17 protein-coding genes are annotated in these 18,674 nt (G+C 73.3%); 8 read left to right on the top strand and 9 right to left on the bottom strand.

All coding sequences use genetic code 11. The annotated features are described in order from the left end of the window. Positions 1–3: 3 nt before the first annotated feature. The 8 genes from FZC61_RS08790 to FZC61_RS08825 all read right to left on the bottom strand — a co-directional run bounded on the left by FZC61_RS08790 (position 4) and on the right by FZC61_RS08825 (position 6,897). Positions 4–1,284: an MSMEG_0569 family flavin-dependent oxidoreductase gene (locus FZC61_RS08790; protein WP_148613757.1), complete on the bottom strand. Its 1,281-nt coding sequence runs from the start codon at positions 1,282–1,284 to the stop codon at positions 4–6. Further along, positions 1,281–1,592, bottom strand: a complete 312-nt coding sequence (locus tag FZC61_RS08795; RefSeq protein WP_148613758.1) for an MSMEG_0570 family nitrogen starvation response protein — start codon at positions 1,590–1,592, stop codon at positions 1,281–1,283. Before FZC61_RS08795 ends, FZC61_RS08790 begins: the two co-directional genes overlap by 4 nt. After that, the gene (locus FZC61_RS08800; RefSeq protein WP_211357167.1) at positions 1,585–2,442 is read right to left on the bottom strand and encodes a carbon-nitrogen hydrolase family protein; all 858 of its coding nucleotides are present in this window, start codon (positions 2,440–2,442) and stop codon (positions 1,585–1,587) included. The genes FZC61_RS08795 and FZC61_RS08800 overlap by 8 nt, the downstream gene beginning before the upstream one ends. Beyond that, entirely contained in the window at positions 2,439–3,872 is a 1,434-nt protein-coding gene (locus tag FZC61_RS08805; RefSeq protein ID WP_148613759.1) for an MSMEG_0567/sll0787 family protein, read from the bottom strand. The genes FZC61_RS08800 and FZC61_RS08805 overlap by 4 nt, the downstream gene beginning before the upstream one ends. Continuing rightward, positions 3,869–4,942, bottom strand: coding sequence for an MSMEG_0568 family radical SAM protein (locus FZC61_RS08810; protein WP_148613760.1), 1,074 nt, complete (start codon positions 4,940–4,942; stop codon positions 3,869–3,871). Before FZC61_RS08810 ends, FZC61_RS08805 begins: the two co-directional genes overlap by 4 nt. A gap of 1 nt (position 4,943) precedes the next feature. After that, positions 4,944–5,468 carry an MSMEG_0572/Sll0783 family nitrogen starvation response protein gene (locus FZC61_RS08815; protein ID WP_140011492.1) on the bottom strand — a complete coding sequence of 175 codons (525 nt, stop codon included), beginning with the start codon at positions 5,466–5,468 and terminating at the stop codon, positions 4,944–4,946. Between the two features lie 124 nt (positions 5,469–5,592). Continuing rightward, positions 5,593–6,441, bottom strand: a complete 849-nt coding sequence (locus FZC61_RS08820; RefSeq protein WP_148613761.1) for an amidohydrolase family protein — start codon at positions 6,439–6,441, stop codon at positions 5,593–5,595. A 126-nt stretch (positions 6,442–6,567) separates the two neighbouring features. Further along, a complete protein-coding gene (locus FZC61_RS08825) occupies positions 6,568–6,897 on the bottom strand; it encodes an Hpt domain-containing protein (protein WP_170286035.1) in 330 nt (109 codons plus the stop codon). A gap of 62 nt (positions 6,898–6,959) precedes the next feature. Here FZC61_RS08825 and FZC61_RS08830 point away from each other — a divergent pair, with 62 nt between their 5' ends. From FZC61_RS08830 to FZC61_RS08840, 3 genes are all read left to right on the top strand, one after another. Next, positions 6,960–10,724, top strand: coding sequence for a response regulator (locus tag FZC61_RS08830; RefSeq protein WP_148613763.1), 3,765 nt, complete (start codon positions 6,960–6,962; stop codon positions 10,722–10,724). Between the two features lie 92 nt (positions 10,725–10,816). Continuing rightward, positions 10,817–11,308, top strand: coding sequence for a gluconokinase (locus FZC61_RS08835; RefSeq protein ID WP_148613928.1), 492 nt, complete (start codon positions 10,817–10,819; stop codon positions 11,306–11,308). A gap of 43 nt (positions 11,309–11,351) precedes the next feature. Further along, the gene (locus FZC61_RS08840; protein WP_148613764.1) at positions 11,352–12,005 is read left to right on the top strand and encodes a hypothetical protein; all 654 of its coding nucleotides are present in this window, start codon (positions 11,352–11,354) and stop codon (positions 12,003–12,005) included. 21 nt (positions 12,006–12,026) lie between these two features. On the opposite strand, the gene FZC61_RS08845 is transcribed toward FZC61_RS08840, so the two are convergent. Beyond that, a complete protein-coding gene (locus FZC61_RS08845; protein ID WP_148613765.1) occupies positions 12,027–12,725 on the bottom strand; it encodes a histidine kinase dimerization/phospho-acceptor domain-containing protein in 699 nt (232 codons plus the stop codon). A 319-nt stretch (positions 12,726–13,044) separates the two neighbouring features. Here FZC61_RS08845 and FZC61_RS08850 point away from each other — a divergent pair, with 319 nt between their 5' ends. From FZC61_RS08850 to FZC61_RS08870, 5 genes are all read left to right on the top strand, one after another. Beyond that, on the top strand, positions 13,045–14,406 hold the full coding sequence (locus tag FZC61_RS08850) for a sensor domain-containing diguanylate cyclase (protein ID WP_211357168.1): 1,362 nt from the start codon (positions 13,045–13,047) through the stop codon (positions 14,404–14,406). A 453-nt stretch (positions 14,407–14,859) separates the two neighbouring features. Beyond that, positions 14,860–15,207 carry a hypothetical protein gene (locus tag FZC61_RS08855; protein ID WP_148613767.1) on the top strand — a complete coding sequence of 116 codons (348 nt, stop codon included), beginning with the start codon at positions 14,860–14,862 and terminating at the stop codon, positions 15,205–15,207. A 258-nt stretch (positions 15,208–15,465) separates the two neighbouring features. Further along, positions 15,466–16,713 (top strand): TadA family conjugal transfer-associated ATPase, encoded by a 1,248-nt coding sequence (locus FZC61_RS08860; protein ID WP_170286037.1) that lies wholly within the window; start codon positions 15,466–15,468, stop codon positions 16,711–16,713. 4 nt (positions 16,714–16,717) lie between these two features. Further along, entirely contained in the window at positions 16,718–17,578 is an 861-nt protein-coding gene (locus FZC61_RS08865) for a type II secretion system F family protein (RefSeq protein WP_148613768.1), read from the top strand. Then, complete coding sequence (locus FZC61_RS08870) at positions 17,575–18,459, top strand: type II secretion system F family protein (RefSeq protein ID WP_148613769.1); 885 nt, start codon at positions 17,575–17,577, stop codon at positions 18,457–18,459. Before FZC61_RS08865 ends, FZC61_RS08870 begins: the two co-directional genes overlap by 4 nt. Positions 18,460–18,674: the final 215 nt, after the last annotated feature.

Raw genomic sequence — 18,674 nt, forward strand, 5'->3', positions numbered from 1 at the left:
GTCCTAGACCCGTGCCACCGCGCGGACCCGTCCGGTGACGCACGACGCGATGTGCTCGGCGTCGCGGGCGATGCCGAGGAAGCGGCCCGAGCCCCACGTGTGCAGCCACGGGAGCCCGAGGAAGTAGAGCCCGGGCACCGAGGTGACACCCCGGGTGTGGGTGGGTCGGCCGTGGCCGTCGAAGACCCCGACCCCGACCCAGCGGTAGTCGGGCCGGTAGCCGATCGCCCAGACCACGCTGGTGATCCCCACCTGCGCGAGGTCGAGCTCGAGGGGGTCTGCCTCGGGCGCCCACACGGGCTCGTAGGTCGAGGGGGGCGGCGCGTCGATGCCCTGCGCCTCGATCCACCGGTCGATGTCGCGGCAGATCGAGTTGTACGTCGCGTCGGCCGCGTCGAGCGCCGCGGTCATCGTCGGCAGGAAGGTGAGGTGGGTGCCGCCGGGCTCGGTGAGGCCGTCGAGCATGCCGTAGAGCCGCATGCCGTCACGGGCGAAGGCGCGCAGGTCGATGTCGCGCCCGCCGTCGCGCCCGGTGACGTAGTGGTTGGTCTTCTCGCGCGCGGCGAGCCCGCCGGGGTACTGCGCGACCGCGGTGTCGTAGAGGCCCATGTCGGACAGCCACGTCATGCAGTCGCGGCCGCGGTAGGTGCGCGCCACGCGGGGGGCGTCGCCGAGCGCGAGGTGCACCTGACGGCCGGCGAGGTGGAGGTCCTCGGCGATCTGGGCGCCGGACTGCCCGGAGCCGACGACGAGCACGGCGCCGTCGGGCAGCTGCGCCGGGTTGCGGTAGTGCGCCGAGTGGAGCTGGTGGACCGCCGGGTCGAGCGCGGTCGCCCACGGCGGCACGATCGGTAGGTGGTAGCCGCCGGTGGCGAGCACGACGCTGTCGGCCTCCCACGTGATCTCGCCGTCGGGGCCGGTCGTCTCCAGCACGAAGCCGCCGCCGTCGCGCTCGACCAGCGAGGTGACGCGGGTGTGCTCCAGCAGCGGGGGGCCGAAGGTGGCGGCGTACCCGCCGAGCCAGGCGACGACCTCGTCGCGGGTCATGAACCCGTCGGGGTCGGGTCCGTCGTACTCGTAGCCGGGCAGCCTGCAGTGCCAGTTGGGAGTCACCAGGGTGAAGGAGTCCCAGCGGGTGTCGGCCCACTCGTGGGCGGCGGTGCCGGCCTCGAGGACGACGTGGTCGACGCCGTCGCGGGTGAGGTACCAGCTGGTCGACAGCCCGGCCTGGCCGCCGCCGACGACGGCGACGGTGGTGCTCCGGTGCTCGGTGGTGGCGGTCATGGCTTCGTTCTCTCGTCGGGGGGCATGGGGGGCCACATCCGCACGACCTCGACCAGCTGGTCGGGGGCGTACGCCGTCGCCGCGCGGGCGATCTGCTCGCGGGTGGCCGCGGCGGAGGTGCAGGCGAAGCCGAACGTGGCCCGGACCCGCTCGCTGGCGACGGCGAGCGCGTGCGCGGCCCGCCGCTCGAAGTCGGCGACCGTGTAGGTCTCGCCCTCGGCCAGGTGGTCGTGCATGACCAGCGACGGGGAGTAACAGTCCTGCTCGCGGCCGTCGGGCCAGCGCACGACGACGCTCATCTCAGGCATGGACGCGCTCCCCGTAAAGCTCGGGGCGGCGGTCGCCGAGGTGGAACATCGCGCGGCGTGCGCCCTCGAGGGTGGCGGCCACGTCGACGTCGGCGTAGGCGACGCCGGCGGTGGTGCCGGTCTGGGCGAGCACGTCGCCGCCCGGACCGACGACCTTCGCCGAGCCGACGAAGCGCAGCCGGCCGAAGGTGCCGGCCTGGTTGGAGGCCACCCAGACGACCTGGTTCTCCAGCGCCCGGGCGCGGTCGAACAGGTCGAAGCGGTGCTTCCAGCGGTCGTCGGCGAGGTCGTCGGCCGAGGCGGTGCGCGAGGCCGGCCAGGCCGAGATGCAGGTGACGACCTCGGCGCCGTCGAGGGCCAGCGCGCGTGCTGCCTCGGGGAACGCCTTGTCGTAGCAGATCAGCGCTCCGACGCGGCCGATCGCGGTGTCGAAGGCGGCGAAGGTCTCGCCGGCGGCGTAGTAGAGGCCCTCGCCGAGCGGCTGGTGGACCTTGCGGTGCACGCCCAGCACGCCCTCGCCGCTGACGACGGCGGCGGAGTTGAAGCGGTCGGTGCCGTCGGACTCGCAGAAGCCGACCACCACGGTCATGTCGCGGGCGAGGGCCGCGACCCGGCGGAGCTCGGGCCCGTCGACGTCCATCGCCGGCGGCAGGTCCTCCGGGGCGTCGCTGTGGCTGCCGTCGCGACCGGAGCCGAGCACGGAGAGGTAGCCGCCGAGGCAGGCCTCGGGAAACGCGAGCAGTGCCACGCCCCGAGAGCGTGCGTCCGCGACGTGAGCACTGATCTGGTCGAGGTTGTCCTCGACGTCGCGTCCGAAGTTGGCGCACACGGCGCCGATGCCGGTGGTCATGATGCTGCTCCCATTCCCGTGACGGTGGAGGTGACGGCCTCGGTGACGACGCCGTCGGGCCAGCGCAGGCCGACGCCCGCGCCGGTGGTCAGCTCGCCGCAGACCGCGGTGGTGACGAAGCCGGGCAGCCGCGCCCCGGTGGTCGAGCTCGTCGAGACCTCCGCGGTGATCATCGCGAACCCGGGGAAGCAGGTCAGCCAGTCGCCGTACGACGCCTCGCGAGGTGCCGGGACCGCCGCGACGTCGAGGACCGCCCGGCAGCCGGAGGCCTCGGCGAGCATGCCGGTCGTGCCGACCAGGCCGCTCATGCTGACGTCCTTGGCCGCGGTCGGGGCCAGGGCGGGCACCACACCGGCGAGGGCTCGAAGCTCCTCGCCGGTGCGGTGGCTCGAGGAGTCCCACTGGGCTCCGGTGTAGCGCGGCCGCCAGCCGCCGCCGAGGTCGGCGGTGACGCGCAGCGCCTGGCCGGGTGCGCCGCCGCCGCCGGGCACGGGTCGTGCGGTGCGGCCCAGGGCGGTCACCGACAGGGCGGCGGGGACGCCGAGCTGGGTGTGGCCGCCGATGACGGGCACGCCCCAGGCCTGGCTGGCCTCGCTGAGCCCGCGCAGGACCCGGCGGGCGAAGGAGGCGTCGCGGGCGCCGACGGCATCGAGCAGGGCGACGGGGGCGGCGCCCATGGCGGACAGGTCGTTGAGGTTGACCAGGGCCGCGCACCAGCCGGCCCACTCGGGGTCGCGCTCGACCATCGAGGGCAGGATCGCGTCGCAGGCGGCGACCAGGTCGGAGCCGGGCACCGGGGCGCCGTCGTCGCCGACGAAGCCCTGCGGCACGCCGGCGACCAGGGTCGACAGCAGGCCGCCGAGGGCGGCCTTGGTGGCGCCCGCGAGCCGCTGGACCCGGGCGATGGGCCAGTCGACGACGACGTGGGGGTGGCCGTGCAGGTGGGTGCGCTCGCGCGGCACCCACCCCAGGCGCTTGAAGAGGCGCTCGTTCTGGGCTTGCACGGTCGCGTCGAAGCGCAGCGCGCCCAGCGACTCGGCCTCGGCGCAGGCGGCCCGGACGAGTGCGGCGCCGACGCCCAGGAGCATGCGGGCGTCGGAGGCGACGGCCAGGCGCGAGCCGCGCCACCAGCCAAGGTCGCGGCCCGGCAGGGCGGGGTGGAGCCGGACGCCGCCGAGGACCTCGCCGCCGCTGGACGGGTGGGTCGCGACGGCGACCAGGACGACGGTGCGCGAGTCGTCGTCGACGTCGTCGTGGTCGGAGCCGTCGAACAGGCCCTGCTCGTGCACGAACACGTCACGACGCAGCGCCCGGTAGGCCGTGACCTCGGCCGCCTCGGCGCGGACGACGACGAACGAGTCGAGGGTGGGGGCCTGGCGCCGCGAGCCGGTGAGGATGACCTCGTCGACGAAGGTGAGGCCGGTGGTCACGACGCGGCCTCGTCGGACGTGCAGGCGCCGAGGGCCGAGCAGGCGCCGCACGCGGCGCACCCGGCGGCCTGGTCGGCGCCGAGCATCCCGTGGGCCCGCAGGGCCGCGGACACCCGGGCGGTGACCCGGTAGACGTCGGCGGGCTCCGGGGCGGTGGCGCCGTCGACGTCGGTGGCCAGGGTGCCGGCCAGGGGCCGGAACGGCACGACGAACGGGTAGACGCCCATCTCGATGAGCTCGACCGCGCCGGCGACGAGCTCGTCGGGGTCCTCGCCGAGGCCGACGAGCAGGTAGGTCGAGACCTGGTTCCAGCCGAAGACGCGCACGGCCTCGGCCCAGGCGGCGCGGTACTCGGCCATCGGCACCGACCCCTTGCCCGGCATCCACCTCAGCCGCACCGCGTCGTCGAGGGACTCGACGTGGATGCCGATCGAGCGGGCGCCGGCGTCGTACAGGTCCTGGATGGTCTGCAGGTCGCCGGGAGGCTCGCACTGCACCTGGATCGGCAGGTCGGGCAGCACCTCGCGCACGGCCCGCACGCAGCGGGCCAGGTGGGTGGCGCCGCGGTCGCGGCCGTTGCTGGTGCCGGTGGTCATCACCATCTGCGTGATGCCGTCGAGGTCGTGCGCGGCCTTGGCCACCTCGGCGATCTGCGCCGGCGACTTCACCGCGACGGTGGCGCCGGCGTTGAGCGACTCCTCGATCGCGCAGAAGCGGCAGCGCTCGCGCTCGTCGTAGCGCACGCAGGTCTGCACGACCGTGGTGGCTAGCACGTGCGAGGAGTGCAGCCGGGCGATCTTCTCGTAGGAGACGCCGTCGGCGGTGGTGAGGTCGTAGAACCTCGGTCGGGCGACGGCCTCGACACCCATGCCGGTGTCGGCGCCGTCGAGGAGGAGCTTGCCGCCGCTGACGGTGTAGGGGCTGCGGGGGTTGAGCGGCACCGCCGCCCCCACACCGTCGAGCAGCACGTGCCCGTCGTCGCTGGGGCCGGCGCCCGCGCGGCGCGCGACCGGAGCGTCGAGCAGCCGGATGCCCTGGATGGCCAGGTCCACGCGGGTGTCGGCGCCCATGTCAGAGGTTGTAGACGCTGTTGATGATCGCGCCCTTGTTGGCGAAGTGGATGACGGCGTCCTGCACGTCGAGCGGGTGGCAGGGGATGACGCCCTCGATCAGGTCCTCCTCGCGCTGGCCGTGCAGCGCCATGCCGAAGCGGCAGCACAGCACCGTGCCGCCCTCGGCGATGAACGTCTTGATCGCGTCGTTCATGTTCTGGTTGCCGGGGAAGGCGACGTCGCCGGTGGTCGGGAAGCCGCGGGTGTCGGCGCAGGCCAGCGCGCCGGGACCGTAGAAGTACAGCGTGGCGTCGAAGCCCTTGCGCAGCGCGCGGGTGGTCTGCAGGACGGCGACGAAGCTGACCGAGCTCTCGTGCGGGATGCCGTGGACGAGCGTGAGCCAGGCCTGGCCCTCGCTGGCCTGGTAGTCGGGGAAGAGCTTGGTCGAGCCGTAGAGGTTGGTCCCCTTGTCCTGCGAGGGGTGCGGCACCTCGGCCTTGGACTTCTCCATCGCGGCCAGGATCTCGTCGTCGTACACGGACATGCGGTGCTCCTCGGGTGTGGTGCTGGGTTGGGTGGGTGCTGCGGTCCCGGCGGGCTCGGGTGAGACCGGGGAGTCGGGTGGGTCGCCGCCGAACGCGGCCTTGAACCGCGACCAGAGCGTGCCGTCAGGCGGTGCCATAGAGCTCCTCGAAGTTGTCCTGGAAGAACGCGCGGGCCAGGGCGCCGTCGCCGCTGGCCGCGCGGAGTCGGGCGTGCTCGCCCTCGAAGTCGCCCCAGGGCGCGTCGGTGGCGAAGAGGACCCGGTCGTGGCCGACGCCGCGGCGCTCGATCTCCTGCGCCAACCAGGCCGGGGCGAAGCCGATCGCCCAGCTGGTGTCGGTGTAGACCTGCTTGCCGGACTCGATCCAGTCGAAGAACAGCCCGCCGATGAGCTTGAGGTGGCCGCTCATCCCGCCACCGAGGTGGACCAGGTGGATCTTGGTGTCGTCGCCGTAGCGGTCGACGAGGGTGGCGATCCGGTCGACGTCGGAGGCGGCGCCGGGGGAGGTGTGCACGTGCAGGACGAGCCCGAGGTCGGCCGCGGTGGTGAAGATGCGGTCGAGCTGCTCGGCGCAGTCGGGGTCGTCGGGGGTGCCGCCGAGCAGGAAGCTCGTCTTGAGCGCGACCACGCCGTCCTCGACGGCGAGCCGCAGGGCCGCGTCGTTGCGCTCGGCGTCGCTCTGCTTCGGGCTGACCCACAGCCCGCACCGCACCCGGTCGTCCTTCTGCGCGGCCTCGAGCGCGAGGTGGTTGAGCCCGAAGGCGACGTCGGGGTCCGGGACGCCGTAGTTGGGCAGCACCAGGGCCCGCTCGGTGCCCTCGGCGTCGAGCGTCGCGAAGAGCTCCTCGACCGTCTCCAGCGCGGTGGTGTCGGGGTTGATCGGCGGGCCGCCGTAGAAGCCGTACGCCGGCAGCCGCCCGATGTGGCGGTGCGCGTCGCGGTGCCCCGAGGTGCTGGGCGGTCGGCGGGTCATGCCGAGGACTCAACGCCCCTGCGGTTTCGGGGTGGTTTCGGCAGGAATTCGCTGCGTAGCCGGGGCGGTAAGAAGTGTGTTACCCGACCGGTCGCGCGACTCCGGGATCCGGTTCCGGGGTGCGGCTCAGGGGCGTGAGAGGTAGCGGTGGGTGCGCCGGAGCAGGTCGCCCAACGACGCCACGACGTCGGTGCTCGGCAGGTCGTCGGCCAGCTCGACGGCCAGGGCGGCCTCGGCGAGCGCGGACGCCCCCATGTTGGACGCAGCCCCCTTGACGCTGTGGGCGGCCTGCCGTACGTCGTCGAGCGAGCCGGTCGCCGCGGCCCGGGCCAGACGACTCAGGTCCTGCTCGGTGGTCTCGAGCCACACGGTCAGGGTGTCTGCGAAGGACGAGCCGAACAGCTCGCGCAGGAGGTCGACCTGGTCGTGGTCGACACCGGGCGGCACCTCGTTCACGACTATCACCGTAGCGCCCCGAAATCACCCGTCAGGAGGAGCACACCTGGCATCCTGGCGTGATGGGGGACACCGACTGGCTCAGTGGCGACCGCGAGATCGTGGACCTGATCCGCGGCCGGGACTGGTCCACGACCCCGCTCGGGCCGATCGGGGACTGGCCCGAGAACCTGCGCGCCGTCGTCTCGCTCGCGCTCAACTCGTCGTTCCCGATCAACATCATCTGGGGCCCCGGGGCGGTGCAGATCTGGAACGCCGGCTACGCCGTGATCTGCGGGGACGCCCACCCGGACGGCTTCGGATCCGACTACCGCGTGCTGTGGGAGTCGGCGTGGCCGGCGATCGGTGGGCCTTTCGAGACCGCCCGGTCCGGGCAGGCCGCCTACCTCGAGGACCAGCCGATGTTCCTCGAGCGCAACGGCTACCTCGAGGAGACGTGGTTCACCTTCTCGCTGAGCCCGATCCTCGACGAGCACGGCGCCGTGGTCGGGCTGTTCCACCCCGTCAGCGAGACGACGGCCCCCAACCTGGCCATCCGCCGCACCCGCACGCTGCGGGACCTCACCATCCGCATGGGGCAGGCGCGCGGGCTCGACCAGGCCGTCGAGGCCGCCGCCGAGGTCCTGGGCCGCGCCACCTCGGACCTGCCGTTCGTCGGCCTCTACCTGGGCCCCGACGTCGACTCCCTCGCGGTCGCCGCCACCACCGGCCTGGCCGAGGGGGTCGCGCCGCCGGCCGCCCTGGCCTCAGGCCCCGGCTCGCCCGTCCAGGCCGCAGCCGCGACCGGGCAGCGCGTCGACGTCGCCGCCCCCGACCTGCTCGCCGGGCTGACGACCGGGACACCGCAGGTGCCGGTCGAGCACGTGGTGGTCATGCCGATCGACCCTGCGGGCGTGGCCGACCTGCGCGCCGTCCTGGCCCTCGGCTCCAGTCCGCGGCTGCCCTACGACGAGGGCGTGCGCGCCCACCACGAGCTGGTCGCGCAGGTGGTGTCGGCGGGGTTGTCCGGCGCGATCGCCTACGAGCGCGAACGTCGCCGCGCCGAGGAGCTGGCCGAGCTCGACCGGGCCAAGACGACGTTCTTCTCCAACGTCTCCCACGAGTTCCGCACCCCGCTCACCCTCATGCTCGGTCCGCTAGAGGAGGAGCTGTCCGCGCGCCCCGACCTCGACGGTCAGCGTCTCGAGACCGTGCACCGCAACACGCTTCGGCTGCTGCGCCTGGTCAACACGCTGCTGGAGTTCTCGCGGGTCGAGTCGGGCCACGACACCGCCAGCTTCGAGGCGACCGACCTCGGATCCTACAGCGCCGAGCTGGCGGGGCAGTTCCGCTCCGCGGTCGAGAGCGCCGGCCTGGCGCTCGACGTGCGGGTCGCCCCGGTCGTGGCCTGGGTCGACCACGACCTGTGGGAGAAGGTCGTGACCAACCTGCTGTCCAACGCCTTCAAGCACACCTTCGCGGGCTCGATCACGGTCGAGGTCGCGCCCCACGGCGACGGGGTCCAGCTGGTCGTGACCGACACCGGCGTCGGCATCCCCGAGACCGAGCTCCCGCTGCTCTTCGAGCGCTTCCACCGGGTGCAGGGGTCGCGGACCCGCTCGATCGAGGGCACGGGCATCGGGCTGGCCCTGGTCAAGGAGCTCGTCGACGTCCACGGCGGACGGGTGACCGTGGCCAGCACCGTCGACGTGGGCACGACGGTCACCGTCGTGCTCCCCGCAGGCAGCGACCACCTGCCGCAGGACCGCGTCTCGCACCGGGCCGCTGCGGGATGGACCAGCGGTCTCGCGGCCGAGCAGGCCCGCGAGGCGCTGCGCTGGCTGCGCGCCGACGAGGGGCCGACCGAGCCGCCGGTCGGCGACGCCCCGCGCATCGTGCTCGCCGACGACAACGAGGACATGCGTCAGCACGTCCGACGTCTGCTCGAGCCGGCCTACCGTGTCGAGGTCCACCCCGACGGGCGCTCGGCCCTCGACGCCGTGCTGGCCGTGCCGCCCGACCTGGTGCTGACCGACGTGATGATGCCCGGCCTCGACGGCTTCGGCCTGGTCGCCGCCCTGCGGGCCGACGAGCGCACGTCGACCGTCCCGATCATCATGCTGTCGGCGCGGGCAGGTGAGGAGTCCACCGTCGACGGCATCGAGGCGGGCGCCGACGACTACCTGGTCAAGCCGTTCAGCGCCCGCGAGCTGCGGGCACGGGTCGCTGGTGCGCTCAGCCTCTCGGTCCTGCGCCGCGAGACCGCCGACCGGCTGCAGGAGGCCAACCGCGTCCTGGCCGAGGCGGCCGACGCCAAGAGCAGGTTCCTGGCCAACATGAGCCACGAGCTGCGCACGCCGATGAACGCCGTCATCGGCATGACCGCGCTGCTGCTTGACACCGACCTCGACCTCGAGCAGCTCGAGTTCACCGAGACCATCCGCAGCTCCGGCGAGCAGCTGCTCGCGGTGATCAGCGACATCCTGGACTTCTCCAGGCTCGAGGCCGAGATGCTCAGCCTGGAGTCGACGCCGTTCTCCGTGCGCGGCTGCGTCGACGCCGTCGTCGACATCGTCTCGCTCGCGGCGGCCGCCAAGGGCCTCACGCTGCGCAGCAGCGTCGCAGCGGGCGTTCCCGAGTCGGTGGCCGGCGACCCGGCGCGGCTGCGCCAGGTGCTGCTCAACCTGCTCGGCAACGCCATCAAGTTCACCGAGCACGGAAGCGTGGACCTGTTCGTGGACGCCGAGCCCGCGGCCGACGGATGGCTGTTGCGCGCCGAGGTGCACGACACCGGCATCGGGATCGCCCCCGAGGCGGCGGCGGGGCTCTTCCACGCCTTCGTGCAGGCCGACGCCTCCAGCACCCGCGGCGGCGAGGGCAGCGGCCTGGGGCTGGCGATCTCGCGCGCGCTGGCCCGGCTGATGGGGGGCGACATCGCGGTCACCAGCGAGCCCGGCCGGGGCTCGGTGTTCACCCTCACCGCGCGGCTCGGCGGGGCCACGGCACCGCGCGAGGAGCACGGCCCCGGCCAGGGGTCCGAGGTCGCGGGGGCGCGGGTCCTGGTCGTCGACGACAACCCCACCGCGCAGCGCATCACGGCCGACTACGTGAGGGCCTGGGGCATGGAGCCCGTCAGCGTCAGCAGCCCCGGGGCCGCGCTCGGCCTGCTGAAGGCCGGCGAGCGCTTCGACATGGCGCTGCTCGACTTCCAGATGCCGTCGCGCACCGGTGCCGAGCTGGCTCGCGCGCTGCGCGACCTCACGGCCGGACGGGAGCTGCCGATCATGGTGCTGTCCTCCGAGGTCGGTGCCCGCTCGGCGCTCGACGTCGCTCGGCTCTCCGACGTCCCCGTGCACGAGAAGCCCATCGACCCGTCGGTGCTGCACGAGTCGATCGTGGGTCTCCTGGCGCGCTCGCAGGCGTGGCAGCCGCGCCGCTCGCGCGAGCGGCTCGACCCGGGCCTGGCGGCGCGCCAGCCGCTGCGCATCCTCGCGGTCGACGACAACGCCGTGAACCAGCGCGTGCTGATGATGATGCTCGGGCGCCTGGGCTACACCGCCACGATGGCGTCGTCGGGGCCCGAGGCGCTGCGGGCCGCCGGAGACGACGACTACGACCTGATGCTGCTCGACGTGCAGATGCCCGGCATGGACGGCCTCGAGGTGGCCCGCACGCTGCGCGACCGTGGCGACCGTCGACCACGACACGTGGTGGGCCTCAGCGCCCACGCGTCGGTCGAGATGCGGGCCGAGGCGCTCGAGGCCGGCATGGACGACTACCTCACCAAGCCGATGACGGTCCCGGCGCTCCTGGCCACCCTCGAGCGGGCCGCGTCGTCACAGCCCTGAGGGGGCGGATCAAGCGCAGGTTTGGCGATCGGCCGGCCGCCGACGCACGCTCTGGTGTGCCCATCGCCCGCCGTCCTCCGCTCCTGGTCGTCATGGGGGTCTCCGGCTCCGGCAAGTCCACGGTCGGTGCAGGCCTGGCCCAGCGGCTCGGGGTGGCGTTCGGTGACGCCGACGAGATGCACCCGGCGGCCAACATCGCCAAGATGAGCGCCGGGCACCCGCTCGACGACGCCGACCGGCTGCCCTGGTTGGTCGCGGTCGGGGCCTGGCTCGCCGACCAGCCGCAGGGCGCGGTCGTCGCCTGCTCGGCGCTCAAGCGCTCCTACCGCGACCTGCTGCGCCGGCACGCGCCCGCCGTACGGTTCGTGCACCTCGACGGCGCCCACGAGACCATCGCCCGCCGCCAGGCCGACCGGCCCGGCCACTTCATGCCGGCCTCCCTGCTCGACTCCCAGGTCGCCACGCTCGAGCCGCTGGCCCCCGACGAGGACGGCGTCGTCGTCGACGTCGCCGGGTCGGTCGACCAGACCGTCGGGCGGGCGGTCGCGCTGCTCGGGATCGACGCGGGCGCCGAGGACTGCTGACCTGCGCCTCCACCCGGGCACGGGCGGAGCCGATGCTCACCACGTGGAGCTCCTCGCCGCGCGCCCCCTGGCGCTGGTCGCCTGCGTCGTCGTGCTGCTCTGGCTCGGCTACCGCCACCTCAGCGGACGACGGGCCCCGGTCCTGATCGGGCTCGTCGCTCTCGTCCTGGTCGTCAACGGGGCCCTGGAGTGGCGCTGGATCGCCGCCCAGGGCGAGCTGTCGGGGGCCGTGCGCTCGGTGACGGGCCGCGACGACGTGCACGTGCGGTGCCAGCGCCTGGGCGCGGCGATGTTCTACGCCCTGCGCTACCAGGGCTACGTCGAGTACGCCGCCGACGGGTCGCTGCCCCAGGAGGCCTTCGTGACCTGGGAGACCTGCCAGGACCTGCGTGGCTGGCTCGGCTCGGACAAGAGCTCGCCGAGCCGCGAGCAGGTCGTGGCCGTGCACGTCCTCGCTCACGAGGCGATGCACCTGACGGGGGAGACCAACGAGGCACGCACCGAGTGCCGTGCCCTGCAGCGCGACGCCACCGTCGCCCGCCTGCTCGGCGCGACCCAGGCACAGGGCGACGCGCTCGCGTCGCGCTACTGGTCCGAGGTCTACCCCCAGGTCGGGCCCGACTACCGGTCGGCCGATTGCGCTCCCGGCGGGGCCTGGGACGAGGCCCCCGGGACGGCGGCATGGCCGACCGGCTGAGCCTCGGGAGTCCGAGCACCGTCAGGTCGCCGACCGCAGCCTGGCCACGACGAGCGCCAGCAGCTCGGACCCTGACACCTCGGGGTCGTCGCTGCGCTCCCCGCCGCGGGTGACGTGCCGCGCGACCTGCAGGAGCGCCGCGGCGTTGCGTTCGAGACGCGTCACCATGTCCCGCTGCTCCTCGGTGAGCTGACCCAGCGCGCCGGAGCCCAGCAGGTCCAGGCCGCCCAGCATCACCGCCAACGGTGTGCGGAGCTCGTGGTCGAGCAGGTGGAGGACCTCGTCCGGCAGCATCGCCACGTGCCCGGCGAGCCGTTCGACGCCGCAGTCCTCCTGGGCCTCGATCGTGGCCAGGGCGTCGCCGAGCTCGCGCGCGGCGCGTCGCAGCACCAGGCGGTCGCGCTCGGTCCAGACCCGGGAGGCGCGACTGCGCACGAGCAGGACGCCGATCCGCCGGCCCTCGCACTCGACCGGTGCGCAGCCCACGAAACCCAGGGGGCCGCGTCCACCGGACATGCCGGGCGTCGCGAGGTCGCCCGGACGGGCCACCTCGGTGAGCCGGGTCCACCGTGCGACGTCCTCGGCCAGGCGCTCCGACTCGATCAGCCACGCGTCGTCGACGGCGAGCACCCGACGCAGCGCGGTCGTCGTCGCGGCGACGAGCTCGACGCGAGACGCCTTCTGTCCGGGCCCTGTCTGGGCCACCAGGTCGGTGGTCATGGGCCGAGGCTGCCCTGCCCAGGTCAAGATCTCCTCAACGTCGGCCCCGTGACACCCGCAAGGCTCGCTCGAACGTGGTACGAAAGGTCTTCAATCGGCGGCCTGCCGGCCGATCCAAGGGGTGGCGCGGGCCGCTCCCGTGCCGTCGCCGTACGGGCAGGGACTCAGGAGGACCGGCGCGATGGAGCTTGTCCTGCACCGCCCGCAGAACGCGCGCGGCGCACGTGCCGTGACCGCCGTGCGCCCCGGCCGGCCCCGTCGGACCCGCTCGGACCGTCCCGGACCGGGGGCGTCGTCCTCGCACCGAGCCCCCTGGGTCGTGTCCGGGGTGACCGTCCTCGCGTCGGCGGCGGTGCTGCCGTGGGGGGCCGTCGCGTTGGGCCCCTCGGTCAGCTTCGTGCCGGCGATGATCGGCATCGTCACGGTCTTCGACGTGCTGTCGGTCTACCTGCTGGTCGGCGACTACCGCGACGGCGGTGACCTGCGGCTGCTGGCGATGGCGTCGGCGTACGCCTGGTCGCTGGTCGCGATGTCGGCGTACGCGCTGGCGTTCCCGGGCGCCGTCGCCACCGACCCGCCGTTCGCGCTGACGGCCTCGATGGCCCCCTACTTCTACCTCGCCTGGCACGGCGGGTTCCCGTTCCTGCTCGGCCTGGCCTGGGCGCCGTGGCCGCACCGGTGGAACCGCCGTACCCCAGCGCCTGCGAGGCTGCGCACCGCGGTCGCGGTCACGTCGGGCGCGGTCGGGCTTGCGCTCGTGATGGTGCTGCTCCTGCTGGTCAACGCCCGGTCGCTGCCGGCCCTGATCGTCGGGCTCGACACCTCCCGGATGACCACGTTCACCGCACCGGTCGTCGTACCGGTCGTCGTCGTCTCGCTGCTCGTGATCGCCCTCGGCACCCGAGAGCGGACCGGGCCGGAGCGCTGGACCGCCGTCGCGGTGCTCGTCTGCCTGTGCGACCTGGCCCTCACCTACACCACGCACACCCGCTTCAGCCTGGGCTGGTACGCCGGCCGCACCCTGACCATCCTGGCCGCCGGCGTGGTGGTGATGGCCATGCAACAGGCGTTCCGCACCCTGAAGACGCAGGCACAGCTCGACGCCAGGGTCGACGTCCTCACCGGGCTGGACAACCGGCGCGAGGCCTGTGCCCGGCTGCCGCGGATGGTCGCGCACGCGCGCCACCGCGGCACGTCGCTGGGGATCGTCGCCCTCGACCTCGACCACTTCAAGACGATCAACGACGTCCACGGTCACGAGACCGGCGACCTGGTGCTGCGTGCGGTCGGTCGGGTGCTCGGCGACTGCTGCCGCTTCCACGACCTCGCCGCACGCATGGGTGGCGAGGAGTTCCTGCTCGTCCTCGACGACGCCGACACCGAGGGCACCGCCGCGGTCGCCGAGCGGGTGCGCCGGCTCGTCGCCCAGATCCGCGTGCCGGGTCACGGTGGCCTCGAGGTCGCCCTGACCGCGAGCCTCGGCACCACCGTCGCCTCCGGCCCGGACCTCGACGACGTGCCGAGCCTGCTCGACCACGCCGACCGAGCGCTGTACGCCGCGAAGGCCGGCGGACGGGACCGGGTCGTCGACGTCCGTGACGTTGACGGTGCCGACGGCCCCGACCCGACGAGCGCCTCGTCGGTCCTCGCCACTCCCGGGGCAGCTGCCGCCAACCGCTGACCGGACCACCCTGCGAAAGACCGCGCCGTCCGTGGCCGGTCGTCGCCGGTCCGCCCGGCGTGAAGCAGCGGGATGCATCGTGTCCGACCACCGGGGCCCGTCCGCGAGATCGGACCCACCCCACCTCACCCGCTGAGTACTAGGACGACCGCGGAGCCTTGGTCGTGATCCCCGCCGCAGCCCAAGCGCGGCGGGCGCGTCCGCGGCGGGCTGTGATGCGGCACGGGTTCAACGCCGACGCCGTGATCGAGGGGGGAGCAAGGAGGCGTGTCGCCGTCTCGGCCCGGTGTCCTGCTCGTCTGCGAGGGCACAATCTGCGTGGGTCGTCCCCAGATCGCTTCGGGGGGTCTGGTTCGTGGTGGGCCGGTCGATTACGGTCCTGCCACCAGCGCGCTTCGTCTCGGGAGAGGTGGGCTCGTCGGTGACGCTGACCCAGATCGGTTCGTACCTGCCATGCAACTGACGACCAGCAGGACCCGCAACCTGTCCGCGATCGTCGGGCTCATCGCCGTTTTCGTCGTCGCTGCGTTCCTGCTCGGCGTGCGCGCGGGGTCGAGCAGCGACCACGTACGCGAGGGGGACACGTTCGGTGCTTCCGTCACCGCGATCTCTGCCGACGGCGACTCCTTGTGCGTCGACCGCCCCGGCGACGACAAGTGCGGTGTCGCGATCCTGCTCGACGCGGACGCACAGAGCGTCGCTGTCGGAGACCAGGTCACCATCACCGAGGTGTGGCTGGGTGACGGGAGCAACTCGCTGTTGACGTTCTACGTCAGGCGCCGAGCACTCACCGGGACGTGATCGTGGCCCGCCCGCGGTCCGAGCGGGGCGGGCAGGTCCGGATGCAGGCTGTCATCCGGCACGGGCTCGACGACGGCACCGTGACCGAGTGGCGAGCAAGGAGGCGTCTCGGCGTCTCGGCCCGGTGCCCTGGTCGTCTGCGAGGGCAAAATCTGCGCGGGTTGTCCACAGATCGCTTCGGGGGTCTGGTTCGTGGTGGGCCGGTCGATCTATGGTCCTGCCACCAGCGCGCTTCGTCTCGGGAAAGGGGGCTCGCCGGTGACGCTGACCCATGATCCCGTCGGCCTGGTCGACGACCTCGACCGGACGGTGCGCGAGCTGGTGCGCCGTGAGGGTGTCGACCCGCAGCGCGATGCTGCGGTGGTGCGTCGGATCGCCGAGGCGGTGGTGCGTGAGCACGACGAGCGGAGCCTGACCGGCCAGGTAGTGCCGGTGGCCGACGTGGGGGCGTTGGTGGGTGAGCTGGTGGCGCGGGTCTCGGGGTTCGGGCCGTTGCAGGCGTTCCTCGACGACCCGACGGTCGAGGAAATCTGGATCAACGACCCGTCGCGGGTCTTCGTGGCGAGGAGGGGGCGTCACGAGCTGACCAACCTGGTGCTGACGCGGGCGCAGGTGACCGAGCTGGTCGAGCGGATGCTGAAGTCCAGCGGCCGTCGGCTCGACGTGAGTGCGCCGTTCGTTGACGCGATGCTGCCCCAGGGGCACCGGCTGCACGTGGTGCTCGAGGGGATCAGTCGGGGGTTCTCGGCGGTCAACATCCGCAAGTTCGTGCTGCGGGCCGGGCAGCTGGGTGACCTGGTCGAGCTGGGCAGCATCAGCCCGCGGGCGGCGGCGTTCCTCGAGGCGAGCGTGCGCGCGGGGCTCAACATCCTGGTCGCCGGTGGCACCCAGGCGGGCAAGACCACGCTGCTCAACTGCCTGGCCGCGAGCATCCCGGGTGGGGAGCGGGTGGTCAGCGCCGAGGAGGTCTTCGAGCTGAGGTTCCCCCACCCCGACTGGGTCCCGATGCAGACCCGGCAGGCCGGGCTTGAGGGCACCGGCGAGATCCGGTTGCGTGACCTGGTCAAGGAGGCGCTGCGGATGCGGCCGAGCCGAGTGATCGTCGGTGAGGTGCGTTCCGAGGAGTGTCTCGACCTGCTGCTCGCGCTCAACGCCGGTCTGCCGGGCATGTGCACGCTGCACGCCAACAGCGCCCGGGAGGCGCTGGTCAAGATGTGCACGTTGCCGCTGCTGGCCGGTGAGAACATCTCGGCCCGGTTCGTGGTGCCGACCGTGGCTGCGTCGGTCGACCTGGTCGTCCACCTCGGCATCGACCCCCACGGCACACGACGGGTCAACGAGATCGTCGCGGTGCCGGGCCGGGTCGAGAACGACATCATCGAGGTCGAGCCGATCTTCGTGCGGCACGGTCAGGAGCTGCGGCGGACCCACGGCATGCCGCCGCGGCTCGAGCTCTTCGAGCGCCTCGGCATCGACGTCCACGCGCTGCTGCAGGAAGGCCGGTGACGCGATGGGCGCACTCGTGGGGCTGGGCGTCGGGCTCGGGCTGCTGCTGATCTGGTCGGCGTTCGCGCTGCCCCGCACGGGCTCTGACCGCCGCGGTGCGCGTCCGCCGGGCCGCACCCGCCGGTTGCTCAGCAGCGCCGGCCTGGGTGACGTGGCGGTCAGCGGGTTCGTCGCCCTGTGCGTCGGTGCCGGTCTGGTGGCGGCCCTCGTGGTGCAGGGGGTCTCGGGCACCCCGCCGGTCGCGGTCGCCTTCGGGGCGATCGCGGGCTACCTGCCCGTGGCCATCGTGTCGGGCCGGGCACGACGGCGCCTGCGCGAGCTCGCCGAGGTCTGGCCCGAGGCGATCGACAACCTCTCCTCGGCCGTGCGGGCCGGGCTGTCGCTGCCCGACGCGCTCGCCGGGTTGGCGACCCGGGGTCCCGAGCCGCTGCGGCCGGCCTTCGAGGCGTTCGCCCTCGACTACCAGGTGACCGGACGCTTCGGCGACAGCCTCGACCAGCTCAAGGAACGTCTGGCCGACCCCGTCGGCGACCGTGTCGTGGAGGGTCTGCGGATCGCCCGCGAGGTCGGCGGCGGCGAGCTCGGGCGGTTGCTGCGCAACCTGTCGGGCTACCTGCGCGACGACCTGCGCACCCGCTCCGAGCTCGAGGCGCGCCAGGCCTGGGCGGTCAACGGGGCGCGCCTGGCGGTGGCGGCACCGTGGACCGTGCTGCTGATGATGTCCCTGCAGTCCGAGGTGATCCACCGCTACCGGTCCGCGACGGGTGCGGTGATCCTGGCGGTCGGCGCCCTGGTCTGCGTCGTGGCCTACCGGGTGATGATGCGCATCGGCCGGCTCCCCACCGAACGACGGATCCTGCTGTGACACCGGCGGCCTGGGGCGCGCTGCTCGGCGCGACGACCGGTCTGGGGCTCCTGCTCGTCGTGCGCCGGGTGCTGGTCATCCGGCGACCGCCGCTCGCGGCGCGGGTGCTGCCCTACGTCCGCGACGTCGCCGTGCCCGGTGCGTCGCGGCTGACGTCCGGGCCCGTAGCGGGTGCGGGGTCGCGCTCGGCCGCCGCCGGGGTCTTCGGGCCGGTGCTGCGCTCGGCGGCCGACACCGTCGAGCGGGTCCTCGGTGGGGCGAGGTCGGTGGAGCGTCGGCTCGAGCGGGCTGGGCTCGAGCGGACCGTGCACGACTTCCGGGTCGAGCAGGTGCAGTGGGGGCTGGTGGGCTTCGCCGTCGCGGCGGCGTACGGCGTGCTGCGGGCGCTGTCCGGTCCCGTCTCCCCGGTCGGGGCGCTGCTGGTCTGCGCGATCGCGTTCGTCAGCGGGGTCCTGGCCCGCGACACCTGGCTGACCAGCCAGGTCCGGGCCCGTGAACGGCGGATCCTCGCCGAGTTCCCCACCCTCGCCGAGCTCCTCGCGCTCGCCGTCGCCGCCGGCGAGGGACCGGTCGCGGCCCTGGGGCGCGTGGTGCAGCGCAGCGCCGGCGAGCTGTCGCGCGACCTCGCCCAGGTGCTGGCCGCCATCCGCACCGGCGAGCCCGTGGGCGTGGCGTTCGACCGGATGGCGGCCACCACCGGGCTGCCGCTGGTCTCCCGCTTCGCCCAGGGCGTCGCGATCGCGGTCGAGCGCGGCACGCCCCTGGCCGACGTCCTGCACGCCCAGGCCGGTGACGTCCGCGAGGCCGGCCGGCGCGAGCTCATCGAGGTCGCCGCCCGACGCGAGGTGCTGATGATGGTGCCCGTCGTCTTCCTCGTCTAGAACACAGTAATCAGGCATTTTCAGGTGCCGGACTTCAAGTGCCTGAAGGTTGAGGTTGAGGTTCAACTTGATTGAGCTTTGACCCCATGGACACCCGTCTGAATCGCAATGGACACTGGCGGCCCACACACCTATGGAGGCCCACTCATGCAGTGGGGCAGTTCGTCGTCGCCGAGGGGTCATCTCGGCAACCGTTGGAGCCCGCTATACATACA

This window comes from Nocardioides rubriscoriae, assembly GCF_008087085.1.
Taxonomy (GTDB): domain Bacteria; phylum Actinomycetota; class Actinomycetes; order Propionibacteriales; family Nocardioidaceae; genus Nocardioides; species Nocardioides rubriscoriae.

Coding starts and splice junctions, on each gene's coding strand:
- FZC61_RS08790 (WP_148613757.1), bottom strand. CDS start 1,284: ATGACCGCCACCACCGAGCACCGGAGCACCACCGTCGCCGTCGTCGGC.
- FZC61_RS08795 (WP_148613758.1), bottom strand. CDS start 1,592: ATGCCTGAGATGAGCGTCGTCGTGCGCTGGCCCGACGGCCGCGAGCAG.
- FZC61_RS08800 (WP_211357167.1), bottom strand. CDS start 2,442: ATGACCACCGGCATCGGCGCCGTGTGCGCCAACTTCGGACGCGACGTC.
- FZC61_RS08810 (WP_148613760.1), bottom strand. CDS start 4,942: ATGGGCGCCGACACCCGCGTGGACCTGGCCATCCAGGGCATCCGGCTG.
- FZC61_RS08815 (WP_140011492.1), bottom strand. CDS start 5,468: ATGTCCGTGTACGACGACGAGATCCTGGCCGCGATGGAGAAGTCCAAG.
- FZC61_RS08820 (WP_148613761.1), bottom strand. CDS start 6,441: ATGACCCGCCGACCGCCCAGCACCTCGGGGCACCGCGACGCGCACCGC.
- FZC61_RS08830 (WP_148613763.1), top strand. CDS start 6,960: ATGGGGGACACCGACTGGCTCAGTGGCGACCGCGAGATCGTGGACCTG.
- FZC61_RS08835 (WP_148613928.1), top strand. CDS start 10,817: ATGGGGGTCTCCGGCTCCGGCAAGTCCACGGTCGGTGCAGGCCTGGCC.
- FZC61_RS08845 (WP_148613765.1), bottom strand. CDS start 12,725: ATGACCACCGACCTGGTGGCCCAGACAGGGCCCGGACAGAAGGCGTCT.
- FZC61_RS08855 (WP_148613767.1), top strand. CDS start 14,860: ATGCAACTGACGACCAGCAGGACCCGCAACCTGTCCGCGATCGTCGGG.
- FZC61_RS08865 (WP_148613768.1), top strand. CDS start 16,718: ATGGGCGCACTCGTGGGGCTGGGCGTCGGGCTCGGGCTGCTGCTGATC.